General features: G+C 72.0%; 16 protein-coding genes. 7 read left to right on the forward strand and 9 right to left on the reverse strand.

What is annotated here, in order from left to right:
- Nucleotides 1–18: 18 nt before the first annotated feature.
- Nucleotides 19–1,338 (reverse strand): MFS transporter, encoded by a 1,320-nt coding sequence (locus ACZ7CF_RS30135; RefSeq protein ID WP_470371156.1) that lies wholly within the window; start codon nucleotides 1,336–1,338, stop codon nucleotides 19–21.
- 55 nt (nucleotides 1,339–1,393) lie between these two features.
- Here ACZ7CF_RS30135 and ACZ7CF_RS30140 point away from each other — a divergent pair, with 55 nt between their 5' ends.
- Nucleotides 1,394–1,750 carry an ArsR/SmtB family transcription factor gene (locus ACZ7CF_RS30140; RefSeq protein WP_360392829.1) on the forward strand — a complete coding sequence of 119 codons (357 nt, stop codon included), beginning with the start codon at nucleotides 1,394–1,396 and terminating at the stop codon, nucleotides 1,748–1,750.
- A gap of 5 nt (nucleotides 1,751–1,755) precedes the next feature.
- On the opposite strand, the gene ACZ7CF_RS30145 is transcribed toward ACZ7CF_RS30140, so the two are convergent.
- Nucleotides 1,756–1,917 (reverse strand): hypothetical protein, encoded by a 162-nt coding sequence (locus ACZ7CF_RS30145; protein WP_360392826.1) that lies wholly within the window; start codon nucleotides 1,915–1,917, stop codon nucleotides 1,756–1,758.
- 20 nt (nucleotides 1,918–1,937) lie between these two features.
- On the opposite strand from ACZ7CF_RS30145, the gene ACZ7CF_RS30150 reads away from it, so the two are divergent.
- From ACZ7CF_RS30150 to ACZ7CF_RS30160, 3 genes are all read left to right on the forward strand, one after another.
- Nucleotides 1,938–2,549, forward strand: coding sequence for a hypothetical protein (locus ACZ7CF_RS30150; protein WP_360392823.1), 612 nt, complete (start codon nucleotides 1,938–1,940; stop codon nucleotides 2,547–2,549).
- A gap of 112 nt (nucleotides 2,550–2,661) precedes the next feature.
- Nucleotides 2,662–5,583: a discoidin domain-containing protein gene (locus ACZ7CF_RS30155; protein WP_470371157.1), complete on the forward strand. Its 2,922-nt coding sequence runs from the start codon at nucleotides 2,662–2,664 to the stop codon at nucleotides 5,581–5,583.
- Between the two features lie 39 nt (nucleotides 5,584–5,622).
- Nucleotides 5,623–6,375: an alpha/beta fold hydrolase gene (locus ACZ7CF_RS30160; RefSeq protein WP_360392817.1), complete on the forward strand. Its 753-nt coding sequence runs from the start codon at nucleotides 5,623–5,625 to the stop codon at nucleotides 6,373–6,375.
- Here ACZ7CF_RS30160 and bla read toward each other — a convergent pair.
- Genes bla through ACZ7CF_RS30175 form a run of 3 tightly spaced genes read right to left on the reverse strand, consistent with a single transcriptional unit; the run spans nucleotide 6,351 to nucleotide 8,165 of the window.
- A complete protein-coding gene (bla, locus tag ACZ7CF_RS30165) occupies nucleotides 6,351–7,253 on the reverse strand; it encodes a class A beta-lactamase (RefSeq protein ID WP_470371158.1) in 903 nt (300 codons plus the stop codon). The two genes, ACZ7CF_RS30160 and bla, sit on opposite strands and share 25 nt — an antisense overlap.
- A 14-nt stretch (nucleotides 7,254–7,267) precedes the next feature.
- Nucleotides 7,268–7,762: a metallophosphoesterase family protein gene (locus ACZ7CF_RS30170; protein WP_470371159.1), complete on the reverse strand. Its 495-nt coding sequence runs from the start codon at nucleotides 7,760–7,762 to the stop codon at nucleotides 7,268–7,270.
- Between the two features lie 55 nt (nucleotides 7,763–7,817).
- Nucleotides 7,818–8,165, reverse strand: coding sequence for a hypothetical protein (locus ACZ7CF_RS30175; RefSeq protein WP_360392808.1), 348 nt, complete (start codon nucleotides 8,163–8,165; stop codon nucleotides 7,818–7,820).
- A 115-nt stretch (nucleotides 8,166–8,280) separates the two neighbouring features.
- Here ACZ7CF_RS30175 and ku point away from each other — a divergent pair, with 115 nt between their 5' ends.
- A complete protein-coding gene (gene ku, locus ACZ7CF_RS30180; RefSeq protein WP_458431399.1) occupies nucleotides 8,281–9,081 on the forward strand; it encodes a non-homologous end joining protein Ku in 801 nt (266 codons plus the stop codon).
- Between the two features lie 10 nt (nucleotides 9,082–9,091).
- Here ku and ACZ7CF_RS30185 read toward each other — a convergent pair whose 3' ends face one another.
- The 3 genes from ACZ7CF_RS30185 to ACZ7CF_RS30195 all read right to left on the reverse strand — a co-directional run bounded on the left by ACZ7CF_RS30185 (nucleotide 9,092) and on the right by ACZ7CF_RS30195 (nucleotide 12,416).
- On the reverse strand, nucleotides 9,092–9,736 hold the full coding sequence (locus tag ACZ7CF_RS30185; RefSeq protein WP_470371160.1) for a PP2C family protein-serine/threonine phosphatase: 645 nt from the start codon (nucleotides 9,734–9,736) through the stop codon (nucleotides 9,092–9,094).
- A gap of 219 nt (nucleotides 9,737–9,955) precedes the next feature.
- Nucleotides 9,956–11,503, reverse strand: a complete 1,548-nt coding sequence (locus ACZ7CF_RS30190; RefSeq protein ID WP_360392805.1) for an outer membrane protein assembly factor BamB family protein — start codon at nucleotides 11,501–11,503, stop codon at nucleotides 9,956–9,958.
- A gap of 133 nt (nucleotides 11,504–11,636) precedes the next feature.
- Entirely contained in the window at nucleotides 11,637–12,416 is a 780-nt protein-coding gene (locus ACZ7CF_RS30195; protein ID WP_360392802.1) for a TetR/AcrR family transcriptional regulator, read from the reverse strand.
- Between the two features lie 82 nt (nucleotides 12,417–12,498).
- Here ACZ7CF_RS30195 and ACZ7CF_RS30200 point away from each other — a divergent pair, with 82 nt between their 5' ends.
- The gene (locus tag ACZ7CF_RS30200) at nucleotides 12,499–14,754 is read left to right on the forward strand and encodes an ATP-binding cassette domain-containing protein (RefSeq protein WP_470371161.1); all 2,256 of its coding nucleotides are present in this window, start codon (nucleotides 12,499–12,501) and stop codon (nucleotides 14,752–14,754) included.
- The gene (locus tag ACZ7CF_RS30205; RefSeq protein ID WP_470371162.1) at nucleotides 14,751–15,533 is read left to right on the forward strand and encodes a siderophore-interacting protein; all 783 of its coding nucleotides are present in this window, start codon (nucleotides 14,751–14,753) and stop codon (nucleotides 15,531–15,533) included. Before ACZ7CF_RS30200 ends, ACZ7CF_RS30205 begins: the two co-directional genes overlap by 4 nt.
- Here the strand turns inward: ACZ7CF_RS30205 and ACZ7CF_RS30210 are convergent.
- Entirely contained in the window at nucleotides 15,523–16,527 is a 1,005-nt protein-coding gene (locus tag ACZ7CF_RS30210; protein WP_470371163.1) for a methyltransferase, read from the reverse strand. The two genes, ACZ7CF_RS30205 and ACZ7CF_RS30210, sit on opposite strands and share 11 nt — an antisense overlap.
- Nucleotides 16,528–16,593: the final 66 nt, after the last annotated feature.

The following is a 16,593-nucleotide window of genomic DNA, read 5'->3' on the forward strand; positions in this document are numbered from 1 at the left end:
CCGCAGGCAAGTAACCCGTCAGTGGCGCGGCCACCGCTCGTGGTGGTCGTCGATGCGGAACGGGTGGGCGTGCCGCCACGCTCCCCCGGCCGGGACCGCGTCGCACAGGTGGTCGTGGCCGGGGTCGAGGTCGTCGTGGACGTGCTCGACGACCTCGGGGTCGGCCGTGGGCCACAGGTGCAGCGCGGCCAGGGCGGCGGTAGCGGCGAGCACGCCGAGCACGGCGAACGCCGCGGTGGTGCCGGCCGTGCTCGCGACCCAGCCGGCCAGCGGGTAGCAGACGAGCCAGCAGGCGTGCGAGAGCGCGAAGTCGGCGGCGAACAGCGCGGGGCGGTCGGGGTCGGCCGCGGACCGGCGCAGCAGCCGGGCTCCTGGCGTGAGCGCGAAGCAGCACCCCGCGCCGATCAACGCCCACAGCACGAGCACGCCCGTCCAGTGCGCCGAGACCGCGGTGACGCCGGCGAACAGCAGAGCGGTCAGTCCCGCGCAGGCGCGCAGCACGACCACGCGGTCGGGCAGCCGGTCGAGCAGGCGGGGCAGCACGAGCGCGGCGGCCAGCGAGCCGATCCCGTTGGCCGCCAGCGCGACCGCGACGTCCGGGGCGGCGCGGCCCAGCCCGTCGCGGACGTGGCCGACGGTGTTGACGAGCACCATGGACCCGGCGGCCGCGGCGGCGAGGTGGACGGCGAGCAGGCCGCGCAGCCGTGGTGTCGCCAGGTAGATGCGGAGGCCGCGGGTGGTGGCGCGGCAGCGGCCCGTGCGGGCCACCGGACGGGGCAGCAGCACCGACACCACGAGCACCGCCGACGCGGCGAAGCCGATGGACGTGCCGGTGAACAGGTGGCCGAAGCTGACGACGGTGAGCAGTGCGGCGGCGAGCGCGGGGCTGAGGAGGCCTTCGAGGTCGTAGGCCAGTCGCGACAACGTGAGCGCGCGGGTGTGGTCGCGTTCGTCGGGCAGCAGGTCGGGGATGGTCGCCTGGAACAACGGCGTGAACGCGGCGGATGCGGCCTGCAGCACGAACATCAGCGTGTAGACCTGCCAGATCTCGTCCACCCACGGCAGCGCCACCGCGACCGCCGCGCGCACGAGGTCCAGCGCCACGAGCACCTCCCGCCGCGGCAACGCGCCGAGCACGGCGGCCGCGACCGGTGCCACGCCGACGTAGGCCAGCATCTTGACCGCCAGCGCGGTGCCGAGCACCGCGCCCGCCTGTGCCCCGGCGAGGTCGTGGGCGAGCAGCCCGAGTGCGACGGTCGCGAGGCCGGTGCCGGTGAGCGCGACGACCTGCGCGCCGAACAGGTGGCGGTAGGTGCGGTTGCGCAGCACGACCAGCATGCGCGGCACTATATGTGCACATGTACGCACACGTCGACCGTGACATCATGCGGGCATGGGCTCACGCGACCACGTTGCAACAACGGAGTCTTGGCAACAGCTGCCGTCGGGCAAGCACGTCGAGACCGCCGTCGACGGGTTCCGGATGCTCGCCGACCCGACGCGGCTGCGCATGCTGTGGTTGTTGTGCGGCGACGAGTACGACGTGACGACGCTCGCCGGGAAGGTGCAGATCGCGCGGCCCGCGGTGTCACAGCACCTGGCGAAGCTCCGCCTCACCGGTCTGGTCACGGTGCGGCGCGACGGCCGCCGTTCGCTCTACCGCGCCCGCGGCGGGCACGTGCGCAGGCTGCTGTCCGAGGCCGTCAACGCCGCCGACCACCACCTGACCGGTGCGCCCGACCACGACTGACGGGCTCAGTCCTGAGCGCGGCCGGCTTCGGCGAGGCGCTCGTGCAAGCGCTCCCTGATCTGGTCGGGCGTGTAGGCGGCCCGGCGGCGCTGGTTGCGGGCCACGAGCGCGCCACTGGCCGCGACACCGGCGAACGCGGCGATGCCGAGCACCTTCCAGAGCTTCATGTTGCCTAGGCTACGTGCCCATGGCGACAACCCTGGACGAAGCCGTCGAACTGACCCGGACCGGCGACGTGTGGGTCTTCCGCGGCCGCAGCGCGGCGGACCGGGCGATCCAGGCGATGACCAACAGCCCGGTCAACCACGTGGGCATGGCGGTGGTCCTGGACGACCTGCCGCCGCTGATGTGGCACGCGGAGCTCGGCAAGTCGCTCAAGGACATGTGGTCGGGCACCCACCAGCGCGGTGCCCAGCTGCACGACCTGCGCGACGCCGTGGTGACGTGGCACGACAAGTACGGCCAGCGCGCGTGGGTGCGGCAGCTGCACCACCCCGTCACCAAGGAGGTGGAGGACGCGGTCCTGCAGACCATCGCCCGCCTGGACGGCACGCCGTTCCCGACCACCGCCCGGCTCGCGTCGCGCTGGCTGCGGGGACGGGTCCCGTTGCGGCCCAAGGCGGACGCGACGCTGGAGAGCGCGTTCTGCGCGGAGGTCGTGGCGGTCACCTACGAGGCCATGGGGCTGCTGCCCCAGCGCCGGCCGAACTGGTATGACCCCGGGCGGTTCTGGAGCGGGGACGACCTGGAGCTGCTGGACGGGGCGAAGCTGGGCGCGGAGATCGCGGTCACCGTCTGAGCACGGACCACGCCCGGCTGTCCACAAAACGACTTATATCGATCAGCACCTTGACCGCCGACCGGCCCGTCTCACACGATCGGGCCGGTCTCACCTCGAGGAGCTGACAACGATGTCATGGCAGATCGACCGCAGACGCTTCCTCCACGCCACGGGCCTGCTCGCCGCCGCGCCCGGGATCCTCGCCGCGGCGCCGGGCACCGCGCTCGCCCGCGAGGCGGCCCCGCAGCGGGCTGTGCGGGACATCTACCACGAGGTGCTGCTGCGGCACACGAGGTGGTCCGAGACCCAGTTCGACGCGACGGCCGGGCGGTACCGGCGCACGGACTTCGGGTTCGCCGTCGTGCTCGGCAACGCGGTGCTGCTGACCAGGGGCACCTACGACGCGGCGCTCGCGGGTGTGGAGAAGGAGGTGCTCCGGCAGCGCACGCTGGCCACGATCAGGCACTTCGCCGCGAGCAACGTGCTGACCGGCGGCACGGAGTGGGGCAAGACCCTGTTCTGGGACACCACGTTCCAGTCGTACTTCGTGCTGGCGGCGCGGTTGCTGTGGCACGAGCTGGACGCGGCGACGCGGGCGAACGTCGAGACGATCGCACGGGGGCAGGCCGACTACACGACGTCGCTCGGCACGGGCAACGACCCGCGGTCGGGCAGCTGGACGCCGAACGGGCTGACCGGCGGTCACCGCGGCGACACCAAGCTGGAGGAGATGGGCGTCTACGCGCAGGCGCTCGCGCCGGGGCTCGCGTGGCACGGTGACGGCAGCGGGTGGCGGGAGGCGTTCGGGCGGTGGAGCCGCAACGAGGCCGGGTTGCCGGCCGCGGACCTCGCCAACCCGGCGCTGGTGGACGGTGTGCCGATCACGGCGAACACCGCGCGGAACCTGCACGACACGTTCATCGTGGAGAACCACGGCTCGTTCGGCCCGCACTACCAGGAGGAGCTGTGGCGCACCTCGGGGCGCAACGCCGTGCACTTCCTGCTGGCGGGGCGGCCGCTGCCGGAGGTGCTGACCCGGCAGCCGAACGGGGAGCTGTTGTGGCGCACCATCCTCGCGACCATGAGCGACGCCGGTGAGCCGTTGATGCCGATGGTCGCCGACCGGGAGCACCTCTACGGGCGTGACGTCATCCCGCTCGCGTTCCGCGCGACCGTACTGGGCGACCGGATGGCGGCGTGGGCGGAGAGCGCGCTCGCGGCCCGGTTGCTCGCCTACCAGAACCACCCGCCGACCTACCGGCTCGCGAAGTTCTCCGGTGAGGCCAAGTACGAGCCGGAGGCACGGGCCGAGATCGCGATCAGCTACCTGCTGCACGAGCTGCGCCCGGCGCCGGCTCCGGTGTCGCAGCAGGAGTTCTTCGAGCGGGCCGCGTTCACGGTCGACCACGGCGCGGACCCCGGTCTGCTCACGCACCAGTCCGCGGCGGCCTGGGCGGGCACGGTCACGAAGCCGGGCTTCACGAAGCTCGCCTGGCAGCCCGCGCACGACGACTGGCTGTTCAAGATCAGCGGGGCGACCCCGATGCTGCTGCCGCCCGCTGCCGTGACCAAGCGCGCCACCGTCGTCTACCGGGAGGTCCGCGACGGGTTCGCCGCCACGGCGAGCCTGCTGGCGTTCGCGGACGGCTTCGCGGGCACGGCCACGCTGCCCACCGGCACGATCGTGTGCGCGCTCCCCCGGCCCGGCCGGGTGGACGTGCACAACCTGGACATGCCCGGCATCCTCAGCGGCTCCCGCACGTACCGGGGTTCCGCGGGCACGGCCGTGGTGCGGGCACGGGAGGCGTCCCGGGTCGACGAGCTGACGTTCCCGGAGACCACGGCCCGCCATGTCCGCGTGGTCGGGGTGCGGCCGCATCCCACCTACGGCTACTCGGTGTTCGACTTCGACGTGAACGGCGACCTCGCCCGCGGCAAGGCGACCACGGCGTCGTCGTACGACACCGGCCGTGAGCCGCGCATGGCCACGGACGGCAACCCGGACACGCGGTGGGCGGTCTCCCGTGCCGAGCGCGGGCGGGTGGACAGCTGGCTCGCGGTGGACCTGGGTGCCGCGCACGCGGTGCGGCAGGTGCGGCTGCGCTGGGAGTCCGCGGCGGCGGGCGCCTACCGGGTCGAGACGTCGGTGGACGGCGCCGCGTGGAAGACGGTCGTCGAGTACCCGCGGCCGGACCTGAGCACGCCGGGCTGGCTCGACGTCGACGGCCGCGCCGGGTTCGTCGCGCGCGGGGCAGAACCGATCAGGGTGGAGGGCGACACGATCACGCTGCCCGCGGGCGTGGTCGAGGGCTACGTGCGGGCCGATCTGCGGGCCATCGCCGCGCAGGCACCGCCGCAGTGCCCGCCGGGGGTGCGGGCGAGCGTCGCCGACGGGTACCTCAGCCTCTTCAACCTCTCCGGCGCCGCCGTCACCGGCACGGTCGCGCTGCGCGGGTCGCGGTTGTACCGGGGCACGCAGGTCACCACCGCCGGTGGGACGAACTACGCGCTCACCTTGCCCGCCGCCACCGCGCGGGTCGAGGCGCCGTGGTTCACCGCGCGCGACATCCCGGCCGGCATCACGGCCGTGGTGCACGACGGGCGGCGCGTGACGTTCCGCGGCGGTCCGGCCCGGTTCACGCTGGAGCACCGGGACGGCCGCACGCTGCCGGTGGTGCTGGGCCAAGCCGAGCACACGGTCACGATGCCGGGCGCGCAAGCGTTTCCGTTCGACGACCTGGCGCTCGGGCGGGTCACGTTCCCGAACTCGGTGCTGCCGCAGGGGATGACCGATCCGGCCGCCGCGGTCGACGGTGACCAGCGGACCGCGTGGACACCGGGGCAGGACGGGCGCATGGTCGTGGACCTCGGTGCGGTGCACCGGATCGAGGAGGTCCGGCTCATGTGGACGGACGGGCCGGTGCCGCCGCACACGACCGGGTACAGCGTCGACGGCCGGACGTACGGGACGGCGACGGAGGCGCGGTACGTGGCGGTCTCGACCGGGTGGCGTCCGGGGCACGCCTCGCTCAAGAGCATCACCGTGCGGTGACGCTGGTTTCAACGGCCGGGCCCGCGGCAAACCAGACGCATGTTCGACGGTCTGCGATCCGCGGCTCGGGAGAGCGCCTTCCGGGCTCTGGTCGACGTGCCGAGGCTGGTGCGCCACCCGGTGTGGCGCGCGGGCGACCCGTCAGCGGGCCGCGGTCTCGGCGTGGTGCTGGCGCCTGGTTTCGGTGCGGGTGACGTGAGCCTCGCACCGGCGGCGTCGTGGTTGCGCGCTCGCGGCTACCGGCCGGTCAGCGCGCGGATCGGGTTCACGCTCGGCTGCACGACCACGTTGTTCGGCCGGTTGCTGCGCAGCGTCGAGGCGCACGCCGAGCGCACCGGTGCGCCGGTGGTGCTGCTCGGCCAGAGCCGCGGCGGCGGTCTAGCGCGCCTGGCCGCCGCCAGAAGACCCGATCTGGTGCGCGGCCTGGTGATGATGGGCAGCCCGGTGCTCGACCCGCTGGGCGCGCATCCCGGTGTCATGCGCGTCGCGCGGTTCCTGACGCGGCTGTCGGCCGCCGGTCTGCCGGGCCTGCTCGACGCCGACTGCTTCGACGGGCCCTGCTACGCCGAGCACATCGAGTCGATGACCGAGCCGCTGCGGGTGCCGGCGATCTCGATCTTCTCGCGCGCGGACGGCGTCGTGCCGTGGGAGCTGTGCCAGGACCCGTACGCCGAGTGCGTCGAGGTGCAAAGCACGCACACCGGGATGGGGTTCGACCCGCACGTCTACGCACTGCTCGAACCCCGCCTCGCGCAGTGGGCGCGGTCTCAGGACAGGGTGGCGGCCACGTAGGCGGCGGCCTCCGCGAGCAGCGCCTGGTCGTAGGGCGCGTCCGCAGCGGGTTTGCTGGACATGAGCGCGATCAGCAGCGGCTCACCGGTGGGCGGCCAGGCGATGCCGATGTCGTTCATCGTCGCGTAGCTGCCGGTGCCGGTCTTGTCGGCGACCTTCCAGTCCTTCGGCACGCCGGCGCGGATGCGCTGGTCACCGGTGGTGTTGCGCTCCATCAGGTCGCGCAGGAACGCCCGGTGCCGCTCCGGCAGCGCGGTGCCCGTCACGAGCGCGCGGTAGGTGGTGCCGAGGGCGCGCGGGGTGCTGGTGTCGCGCGGGTCGCCCGGGACCGCGGAGGTGATGTCGGGCTCGACGCGGTCCATCCTGGTCACCTCGTCGCCGAGACCGCGCAGGTACGCGGTGAGCTCCGCGGGGCCGCCGGCGGTGCGCAGCAGGAGATTTCCGGCCGTGCCGTCGCTGTAGCGGACCGCCGCGTCGCACAGGTCGCGCAGGGACATGCCGGTGGTGACGTGCCGGCGGGTGATCTGCGAGCTCTTCATCAGCTCGGCCTCGGTGTAGGTGACGACGGTGTCCAGTGCGACGTCACGGCTGAGCACGGCCGCGGCGGCCAGTGCCTTGAACGTCGAGCAGAACGCGAACCGCTCGTCCGCGCGGTGCTCGACGGTGCGGTCACCACAACTGGCGAACACACCCAGGCGTGCGCCGAACTTCTGCTCCAGCGCGAACAGCGGTTCGTGCCGTGCCGCAGTCGTGGTGGTGGTCGTGGTCGTCAACGGCGCGGCAGTGGAGGTGGTCTGTTGTTGCGGGGGCGGTGAAGCCGTGCATCCGGCGAGCGGAACCGCGGCGGCGGTGAGGAAGACACGGCAAGACAGACCCATGGCCTACAACCTAGTCACGGCGTGACGGGCACGATCCGCGCGTCGAGCAGTTCGCCGTCCTCGACGTGCAGCAGGGCGAGCGTGCCGTGCGGCTGGCGGCGCTTGTCGGTGGGCGAGCCGGGGTTGAGGATCCGGAAGCCGTCGTCCTGCTCGTCCAGCGGGATGTGCGAGTGTCCGAACACGACCAGGCGCGCGGCCGGGAACCGGCGGCGCAGGCGGGCGAGCCTGCCGGTCTTCTGGCCGCTGTCGTGGACCATCGCGACGGGCAGGCCCGCGATGTCGAGCTCGACGGTCTCGGGTGCGCCCCACGCCACGACGTCCGCGCCGTCGTTGTTGCCGCACACAGCGACGACCGGCGCGTACTGCGCCAGCTCGTCCAGGACGGGCGCCACGCACGCGTCACCGGCGTGCAGGATCAGCTCGGCCGTGCGCAGGTGTTCGGCGACGGCCGGTGGGCACCGCTTCCAGAACCGCGGCGCGTGGGTGTCGGACAGGACTACGACTCGCACCCCACCGACCGTAGTGGTGCCGGGACGCGCCTGCCCGCGCGCCCCGGCGCCGAGGTCAGCCCACGCAGTCGTCCTCGTAGGGGATGTTCGCGCGGATGTCGCCCTTGAGGTAGATCGCCGGGGTCAGGTAGCGACCGCCGTCCATCATGCTGACCATGATCCAGACGTTGTTGCTGTAGCCCAGGTCCCGCACGTACTGGCCGTACTCCCAGCAGTAGGCCACGTGCGTCTCACCTGCCCTGATCACGCCGACGGGGGTGCAGGCGAGGTGCTCGCAGTCCCTGATCACGGCGTCGTGCCAGGCCTCCACCGTCCAGGTGTCGGGGGTGGAGGCCTGCGCGGCCCCGGTGGTGCCCAGCAGGGCGGCCACGGCGAAGCCGAGCCCCAGTAGTGCCTTCTTCAATTTTCCTCCCCAGGAAAGTGTCGATCACAGGGGAAAACGCCGCCGGGGGCCGAGGAGGTTGCATGATCACTTTTGACGCAGGTTCCACTCGCGCGCGAGCGGGTACCCGGCCCCCATGGCACGGGCGATCTGGAGCGGGTCCGTCTCCTTCGGACTGGTGAACATCCCGGTGGAGCTGTACAGCGCCACGCAGGACCACACGGTGCACTTCAACCAGTTCCAGCGCGGCACGTCGGACCGCATCCGCTACAAGCGCGTCAACGAGCGCACCGGCCGCGAGGTGCCCTACGACAAGATCGTGAAGGGCCACGAGGTCGACGACGGCGAGTACGTGGTGGTCGAGCAGGAGGAGCTCGACGACATCGCACCCGGCCGGTCGCGCACCCTCGACATCGAGGCGTTCGTGGACCTCGACGAGATCGACCCGGTGCACTTCCAGAAGACGTACTGGCTCGGGCCGGCCAAGGAGGAGTTCTCCCGGCCGTACCTGCTGCTCGCGCAGGCGATGAAGAAGACGAACAGGGCGGGCATCGCGGTGTTCGTCATGCGCGGCAAGCAGTACCTGACCGCGTTGAAGGAGGAGAACGGCTTCCTCGCGGTGCACACGCTGTACTTCGCCGACGAGATCCGCACGCCGCAGGACGTGCTGGACGTGGCACCGCAGGGCCGGGCACCGCGCGGCAAGGAGCTCGACATGGCGGTGTCGCTGGTCGAGTCGATGTCCGATGACTGGCGGCCGAAGGACTACCGCGACACGTACACCGAACGGGTGAACAAGCTCATCAAGGACAAGCAGAAGGGCCGCGAGGTCGTCGTCGAGGCGGAGCCCGAGGCCGCCACCGACGTCATGGACCTCATGGAGGCGTTGCAGCGCAGCGTCGAGGCCAGCAAGAAGAAGCGCAAGAAGGCCGGCTGACCCCGCGCCCTCAGCCGACGACGAGGGCCGTCGCGTTGTCCGTACCGCCCGTGTGCAGCGCCGCGCGCACGAGCCGTTCCGCCGGCCTATGGCCGGCCATGATGGCCGCGATGCCGTTGTGTCCCAGCGGCCCGTAGACGCCGTCGGAGACGAGCGCGAGCCGGGGCGCACGGGTGCTGGCACGGCCGATGGTGACCGGTGTCGCGTGCCGCACGGTGTTGGTGACGACGTGTTCCATCCGCCGTCCGGGCACGACGCCACGCCGGCGGAAGTACTCGGCGACGGTGTGGTCGGTCGTCAGCTGCACGAGGTCCGCGCCGTCCGAGGCGTACGCACGGGCGTCACCGGCCCACGCAATGTCGAACCCGCCCTCGACGCGGGCGACGGCGACCACGATCACGGCGTCACCGGTGTGCAGCTGCAGTGCGGCCTGAGCGGCGAGGATCGCGGCGACCGGGTCGGTGAGCAGCGCGGCGGCCTGGGCGGCGGCGTGCGCGGCCTCGGCGGCGGCCGGCGAGTCGCCGACGCCGTCCACGAGCACGAAGGTGCGGTGGTGCGAGGCGTACGCGTCGGCGTTGTGGGTGCGCGGGCCGCGTTCGGACGAGCCCGTGACTCTCAGCGCGGTCCCGAGGGGGACGGTGTGTTCGACCAGCATGGCGACCTCCCTGCCCTCCAGTTAGCCCCGGCCGGCTGGGAGTCTGCTGTCAGCAGCCTGAGAAAGCTCTGAGCACCTGGCCGGAAGCCTTCCCCGCCCCCTCGTTGCTTGCCCAAGGCGTCAGCAACGCCTGCACGGCCGTCTCGCCGAGGCCTGGGGCGTTCCTGGGCTGACACCACCGGCCTCGCCCCGCGGTGTGCAGGGCGAGGCCGGTCGCTGCTACAGCCCGAACGCCAGGAGCACGTGACCGTGCGGGTTCTCGAACTCGGGCCAGTAGCCGGAGTGCACGTAGACCATGCCGTCCGAGACCACCGCCCCGCTGCCGGGACCGGCCATGAACCCGCCCCGCCCGGTCACGCCGTTGACGCCGCGCACGTCCTGCACGGTGTCGTGCGTCCACAGGACCGCGCCCGTCTTCGCGTTGTAGGCGCGGAACTTCCCGTCACCCGCACCCAGGTAGACCACCCCGGGCGTGCTGGTCACCGGAACGCCGTGCGCCCGCGCGCAGGCCGCCTGGCCGACCGCACCGCCGGTGGAACAGCCGTCCGCCGGCGCCGGGGTCTCCCACAGCACCTTGCCCGTGGCCGGGTCGACCGCGAACAGCGTGCCGGGATCGGCGAAGAACGTGGAGATGTAGAGCCGCTTGCCGTCGTAGCTCGACCCCCACTGGATGCCCGAGATGCCACCGCTGGGCAGCGGCACGCCGAGCTGGCGGCGCCACACGACCTGACCGGTCCGCGCGTCGAACACGTGGTACACACCGGACTTCTGGCCGACACCGACGAGCAGGCGGCCGTCGACCTCGAACAGGTTCGGCGTCGCGCCGATGTCGTAGTCGAGGTTCGTGTTGTCCTTCAGGCCGGGGCAGTAGCCCTCGGCGTCGGGCTCGTTGCAGGCGCTGCGCCACGTGTCGGCGTCGGTGACCTGGTTGGTCCACCGCACTCGGCCGGTGCGCGCGTCCAGCGCGAGCAGCGAGTCGAACTCCCCGCCCTTGCCCGTGTAGTTCTGCCCCGTGCCCACGTACAGCGTGCCGGACCTGCGGTCGATCACCGGCGAGCTCCACACCCCGGCACCGGACGGTTCGAACCGCTTGGCGCCGTTGGGCCACGTACCGGCCTCGACCGGCTCCGGCACGGTGTAGTGGCGCCACACCAGCGCCCCGTTGGTGATGTCGTAGGCGTCGACGTGACCGCGGAACGTGCAGCACGGGTAGTCGCGCGGCAACGTGTTCTCCCCGCTGGACGTACCGACGTAGACGAGTCCGTTGTGGACGGTCGGTGAACTGGTGATCAGCGCGGCGGCGTTGTCGTCGGTCTGCGCCCGCCACACCTCGCGACCGGTGCGCTGGTCGAGCGCGAACAGCCGGCCCGCGCTGTCGCCGAAGAACACCTTGCCGTTCGCCACCGTCGGGCCGTCGGAGTTGAACGCGTACCGGGGTGCCGGCGGCAGCGCGAACTCCCACCGGGCGCGACCGGTGCGGGCGTCACGGGCGTAGAACTTCCCGTCGGGGCCACCGAAGTAGATGGTGTCGCCGACGACGGCGGGCTGGCTGCGCGGCGTGTTGTAGTCACCCCGCTCGTAGGCGAACGCCCACTTCACCTTGAGCCTGCCGACGGTGCCGGCGTTGATCCGCCACTCCGCGGCGTTGTGCCGGGAGCCGGCCAGGTCCTTCGTCCACCCCGCCCAGTCACCGGACCGGTGCGCGTCGGCGGGCACGGCGGTCAGCACGACGAGCGCTGTCGTCAGCAGCGCTGTTCTCCTCAACATGGAACCTCCCCCTTCCACCACCACCCTGGCAGCGGCGGAAAGGCGGCGCGATCGTCCGAAGGCATCGACCCGGCCGACGGAAGTCGGGCCCAGGACCAGCCGAACGGTTGATGCGGTCCGGCTTGCGAACGCGTTACCGGCGAGCCACGGCCGCCGCCACCCCGTCGAGCAGCACCTCCAGGCCGCCGCGGAAGTTCTCCACCGCGTCGTTCTCCAGGTACGGCAGCTCCGGGTCGACGGGCTCGCGGTCGCCTTCGAGCAGGTGCAGCACCGGGAACCGCCGCGCGAGGTCCGGTTCGACCTCCAGCAGCACCGCCGACCGCGCGTACCACCACTCCTCGTCGCCCTCACCGGTCGCGGTGCGGGCCGCCCGCGCCTCGGCCAGCGCCTGGGCGGCGCCGCGCACGAAGTAGTTGATCGCGCCGACGATGCCGCGCAGCCGCCGGGCGGGCAGCCCGGTCGTGACCACGACGGCGGCCAGCGACTCGATGACGGCGAACTCGTGCGGGCCGAGCACCGGCCGGGCCTGCGACACCTGCAGCACCCACGGGTGGCGGCCGTAGAACTCCCACATGGCGTTCGCCCACGCCGTGGCGGCCGCGCGCCACCCGTCACCGAGGTCGTAGGAGGTGGGCAGCTCGGCCATCGCGCGGTCGTACATGAGGTCGACCAGCTCGTTCTTGCCCGGCACGTAGGTGTAGAGCGCCATGGCCGTGCGCCCGAGCCGCTCCCCCACCGCGCGCATCGACAACGCCGCCATGCCGGCCTCGTCGGCGACCGCGATGCCCGCGTCCACGATCGCGTCGACGCTCAGCGCGGGCCGCGGGCCGGGGCGGCGTTCCGGCACGGCCCCGGCACGCCAGAGCAGCTCGATCGAACGGCGGGGATCGCCCTGCCCTGCGTAGACGACCACCTTGCGACTCCTTACAGCGTAAAGTAACCTCGTCAGTCCACACTTTACGGCATAAGCAATACACCGGGGGAAAGCACTCGCAATGACCGCTGCCGACAGCCACGACGTCATCGAGGTCCGCGGGGCCAGGGAGAACAACCTCGCGGACCTCTCGCTCGACATCCCCAAACGCCGCCTGACCGTCTTCACCGGCGTGTCCGGGTCCGGCAAGTCCTCGCTGGTCTTCGGCACCATCGCCGCCGAGTCCCAGCGCATGATCAACGAGACCTACACCGCGTTCCTGCAGTCGTTCATGCCCTCGATCGGCCGCCCGGACGTGGACGCGCTGCGCAACCTCAGCGCGGCGATCATCGTCGACCAGGAGCGGATGGGGGCGAACGCCCGCTCCACCGTCGGCACCGCCACCGACGCCCACACGATGCTGCGGATCGTGTTCAGCCGCCTCGGGCAGCCGCACGCCGGCACGTCCGGCGCGTTCAGCTTCAACCTGCCCGAGGGCATGTGCCCCACCTGCGAGGGCCTGGGCAAGGTCACCGCGATCGACGTCGACGCGTTCGTGGACCGCACGAAGTCGCTCAACGAGGGCGCGATCGACGCACCCAACTACGGCGTCGACACCTGGTACTGGCGGGTCCTCGCGCACTCGGGCCTCTACTCCCCCGACAAGCCGATCGCCGAGTTCACCGAGCAGGAGCTCCACGACCTCCTGCACAAACCGACGACGAAGATCGCCATCGGCGGCACCAACGTCACCTACGAGGGTCTCGTCGTGAAGCTGCAGCGCACGATCCTCGCCAAGGACCGCGAGTCCATGCAGCCGCACGTGCGGGCGTTCGTCGACCGCGCGGTCACGTTCACCACCTGCCCCGCCTGCCGCGGCGCTCGGCTCAACGAGGCCGCACTCGGCTCGCGGATCAACGGCGTGAACATCGCCGACTGCTGCGCCATGCAGATCAGCGACCTCGCGCAGTTCGTGCGCTCGCTCGACGACCCGTCCGTCGCACCACTGCTCGCGACACTGCGCGGCACGCTGGACTCGCTGGTCGAGATCGGCCTCGGCTACCTCTCGCTCGACCGCGAGTCCGCCACGCTGTCCGGCGGCGAGTCGCAACGCGTGAAGATGGTGCGGCACCTGGGTTCCTCGCTCACCGACATCACCTACGTCTTCGACGAACCGACCGTCGGCCTGCACCCGCACGACATCCGGCGCATGAACGACCTCCTGCTGCGCCTGCGGGACAAGGGCAACACCGTCCTCGTCGTCGAGCACAAGCCGGAGACCATCGCGATCGCCGACCACGTCGTCGACCTCGGCCCCGGCGCCGGCGTCAACGGCGGCCACCTCTGCTACTCCGGCGACGTCAGCGGCCTGCGCTCCTCCGGCACCCTCACCGGCCGGCACCTCGACCACCGTGCCAAGCTGCGCTCCGAGTTCCGCTCCCCCAAGGGCTTTCTGAGCATCACCGGCGCGTCGCACAACAACCTGCGCGACGTCTCCGTCGACCTCCCGCTCGGCGTGCTCACCGTCGTCACCGGCGTGGCCGGCTCCGGCAAGTCCTCGCTCGTCCACGGCTCGCTGCGGGGCCGCCCCGGCGTCGTCACCGTCGACCAGTCCCCGATCCGCGGGTCGCGCCGCTCCAACCCGGCCACCTACACCGGGCTGCTCGACTCCGTCCGCACCGCGTTCGCCAAGGCCAACGGCGTGAAGGCCGCGTTGTTCAGCGCCAACTCCGAAGGCGCCTGCACCCACTGCAAGGGCATCGGCCTCGTCTACACCGACCTCGCGATGATGGCCGGCGTCGCCACCGTGTGCGAGAAGTGCGAAGGCAAGCGGTTCACCCCCGAGGTGCTGCGCTACACGTTGCGGGGCAAGAACATCAGCGATGTCCTGGGCATGCCGGTCGCCGAGGCCCGCGAGTTCTTCCCCACCGGCCAGGCCCACGCCGTGCTCTCCCGGCTGCACGACGTCGGCCTGTCCTACCTGTCCCTCGGCCAGCCGCTCACCACCCTGTCCGGCGGCGAACGGCAACGCCTCAAGCTCGCCATCCACATGGCCGAGAAAGCCGCCACCTACGTGCTCGACGAACCCACCTCCGGCCTGCACCTCGCCGACGTCGACCAGCTCCTCGGCCTGCTCGACCAGCTCATCGACGCCGGCAACACGGTCGTCGTCATCGAGCACCACCTCGCCGTCATGGCGCACGCCGACTGGATCGTCGACATGGGACCGGGAGCAGGCCACGACGGCGGCCGCGTCGTCTTCACCGGCACCCCCGGCGACCTCGTCGCACACTCCGACACGCTCACCGCGCACCACCTGAAGGAGTACCTGGCATGAGCCTGCTGACGGTCACCGGGGTGCGGGCGCTGACCCCGCGGATGACCCGCGTGACGTTCACCGGCGACGGCCTCGCCGACCTCGGCACGTGGCCCGACCAGCAGCTGAAGCTGTTGTTCCCCAAGCAGGGCGGCTCCGCCCACGTCTCGGACGCCACCGACACCGGCACCTGGTACCAGGCCTACCTCGCCCTCCCAGAGGAGACGCGGCCGTGGATGCGCAGCTTCACCGTGCGCGCGCTGGCCGACGGCGTGCTGACGGTCGACTTCGTGCTGCACGGCGACCACGGCCCAGCCGCCCGATGGGCCGCCACCGCGAAACCCGGTGACGTGCTCGGGCGGTTCGGGCCGTCCCGCGACTACGCCCGGCCGCTCGGAACCGCCGAGCTGCTGGTGTTCGCGGGCGACGAGACCGCGTTGCCCGCGATCGGCTCGCTGCTGGAGGTCCTGCCCGCGCACCAGCGGTTCCTGGCCTTCGTCGAGGTCGCCGACCCCGCGGAGGAACAGGACCTGCCCGGCGTGCGGTGGGTGCACCGCAGCGCCGGGGAGGACCTGGTGTCCGCGGTCAGCGCCGTGGAGGTGCCCGCCTCGGTCTGGGTGTGGCTCGCCGGCGAGGCCTCCACCGTTCGCCTGCTGCGCAGGCACTTCGTGAGCCTCGGTGTGTCCAGGGAGGACATCGAGTTCGCCGGCTACTGGCGGCGCGCGCTCACCCAGGACGACGCCCCGACCGAGGACGACCTCGCCGAGGCCCGGGAACGGATCGCCGCGCTCACCGAGTGACCCCGCGGAACTCCAGCAGGTAGCGCTGCGGCGTCAGCTCCACGACCTGGTCGAGCACCAGACCGCTGTCCGCCGCCACCCGCTCCAGCTCGTCGACCCGGCGTTCCCGGCCACCGAAGTGCACCAGCATCACCAGGTCCATCTCGGTGCTCGCCCGCAGCCCGCCGACCGCCTCCACCACCAGCACCCGGCCGTCCCGCGGCGCCGCCTCCGCGCAGCGCCGCAGGATCCGCCGGGCGTGCTCGTCGTCCCAGTCGTGCAGGACGTCGAACAACAGGTAGGCGTCGGCCCCCGGCGGCAACGGGTCGAAGAAGCTGCCCGCCGTGGCCTTCGCGCGGTCGCCGAACGGCTCGAACGCCTTCTGCGCCTCGGTCACGTCCAGGTCGACCAGGTGCCCGGTGATCCCGGGGTGCGCGGCCAGGACCGCGGCGAGCTGCCGGCCGGGACCACCGCCGACGTCGACGACCGTGCCGAACCTGGCCCAGTCGAAGCCGGCCACGACCTGCGGGAGCTGCTCGCGGATGCGGAACGCCATCTGCGCGTCGAACGCCCTGCGCAGGTGCGGGTGGTCGGCCAGGTCGGACCAGAAGTCCTGGCCGTAGCGCAGTGGGTAGGCCGCCTCGCCGGTCGTGACGCTGTGCCGCAGGTCGACGAACGCCAGGTCGGCGCGGCCCGCGGCGGTGCTCGCGTCCAGCAGGTTCGCCAGGCCGTTGTCCGCGTCCCACCGCAGATGGGCGCCGAACGGCGTGGTGCGGTAGCCCTCACCCGCGCGTTCCAGCACGCCGAGCGTGACCAGGTGCCCCAGCAGCAGGTCCAGACCCAGCGGCGAGACGTCGAGGTCGGCGGCGAGCTGGTGCGCGGTGCCCGGTTCGGCCAGCAGCTCCGGCAGGCCGAGGGTCACCGCGACCCGCAGTGCCATCGGCGTGACGAGGCCGGCCATCTTTCGCAGCGTCTGCACTTCGTTCTCGTGGTCCACGACGGTCCACCGTCCCACCGGCGTCAACTTGTTTTCATTCAACACTGAAGAGATAGTGTGGAACAAGTCGACGTTCGGCGCCTA

The organism is Lentzea sp. NPDC036955, assembly GCF_055608005.1.